Source organism: Pseudarthrobacter sp. TAF60_1, assembly GCF_052113505.1.
Lineage (GTDB): Bacteria > Actinomycetota > Actinomycetes > Actinomycetales > Micrococcaceae > Arthrobacter.
The window spans coordinates 1-1242 of sequence record NZ_JBFRDI010000041.1 but is presented as its reverse complement, the minus strand read 5'-3'; the positions used below and the strand labels follow the sequence as shown (position 1 = coordinate 1242).

Annotated in this window: 1 protein-coding gene; it reads right to left on the bottom strand. The window is 65.4% G+C overall.

Going from position 1 to position 1242, the window contains the following annotated elements:
* A partial coding sequence (locus tag AB4Y73_RS20390) for an aspartate aminotransferase family protein (RefSeq protein WP_441874498.1) occupies positions 1 to 1233 on the bottom strand: 1233 nt, incomplete at its 3' end.
* Positions 1234 to 1242: the final 9 nt, after the last annotated feature.

Below are 1242 nucleotides of genomic sequence, written 5' to 3'. Positions count from 1 at the left end.
GGCGTTTTCGAAGCGTTCGAGGCCGGTGGTGATTTCTTCGGCCGTGACCACGAGGGCGGGGATGAGGCGGACGACGTTTCCGGCGGGGCCGCAGGTGAGGGTGAGCAGGCCCTCGGCGGTGGTGGCCTGCTGGACCGCTGCTGCCGTGGCGGCGTCGGGGGTGCCTTCTTCGGTGGTGAACTCGATGCCCTGCATTAGCCCCTTGCCCCGGACGTCCCCGATGACGGGGAATCGGGCCTGGATATCGTTGAGTCCGGCCTGGAGCTGCTCGCCGCGGATCCGGGAGTTCTCCACGAGACCTTCGTCGCGGACCACGTCCAGGGTCGCGACGCCGGCGGCGGCAGACACTGCATTCCCGCCGTAGGTTCCGCCCTGGGAACCGGGCCAGCCCTTGGACATCAGTTCGGTCGAGGCCGCGATCGCGGAGATCGGGAAGCCCGAAGCGATACCCTTGGCGGTGATGAGGATGTCGGGGGTCGCGGTGGAGTACTGGTGTCCCCAGAACTTGCCCATCCGGCCCACCCCTGCCTGGACCTCGTCAAAGATCAGCTGGATGCCGTGCCGGTCCGCGCGTTCACGCAGGCCTTCCAGGAACGCCGGCGGGGTGGGCAGGTACCCGCCGTCACCGAGGGCCGGTTCAATCAGGAACGCTGCAGTATCGTTCGGCGCGGTGCGGGTCTGGAACAGGTAGTCCAGTTCCTTCAACGCGAATTCCACCGTGGCGGCCTCGTCCCAGCCGTAGCGGTAGGCGTACGGGAAGACGGACATGTGCACCCCGGACATCAGCGGAGAGAACCCGGCAGAGAACTTCGTTCCGGCAGTGGTCAGCGACGCCGCCGCCACCGTCCGGCCATGGAAACCGCCCTGGAACACGACAATGTTCGGCCGGCCCGTAGCCATCCTCGCCAGACGAATCGCAGCCTCAACGGCCTCCGATCCGGAATTGGCGTAAAACACCGAATCCAGGCCCTCCGGCAACACCTCGCCAAGCTTCTCGGTCAACGCCAGCAACGGCTTATGCATCACCGTGGTGTACTGCGCGTGGATGATCTTCCCCACCTGCTCGCGGGCAGCCTCCACCACCCGCGGATGGCAATGCCCCGTGCTCGTCACACCGATCCCGGTCGTGAAATCCAGATACGACTTGCCATCAGTCGCGTGGATCCAGCTGCCAAGGGCATGATCAACCACCAACGGGGTTGCTTGCTTGAGAAGAGGGCTAAGAGAAGTCATGCCTCCAAT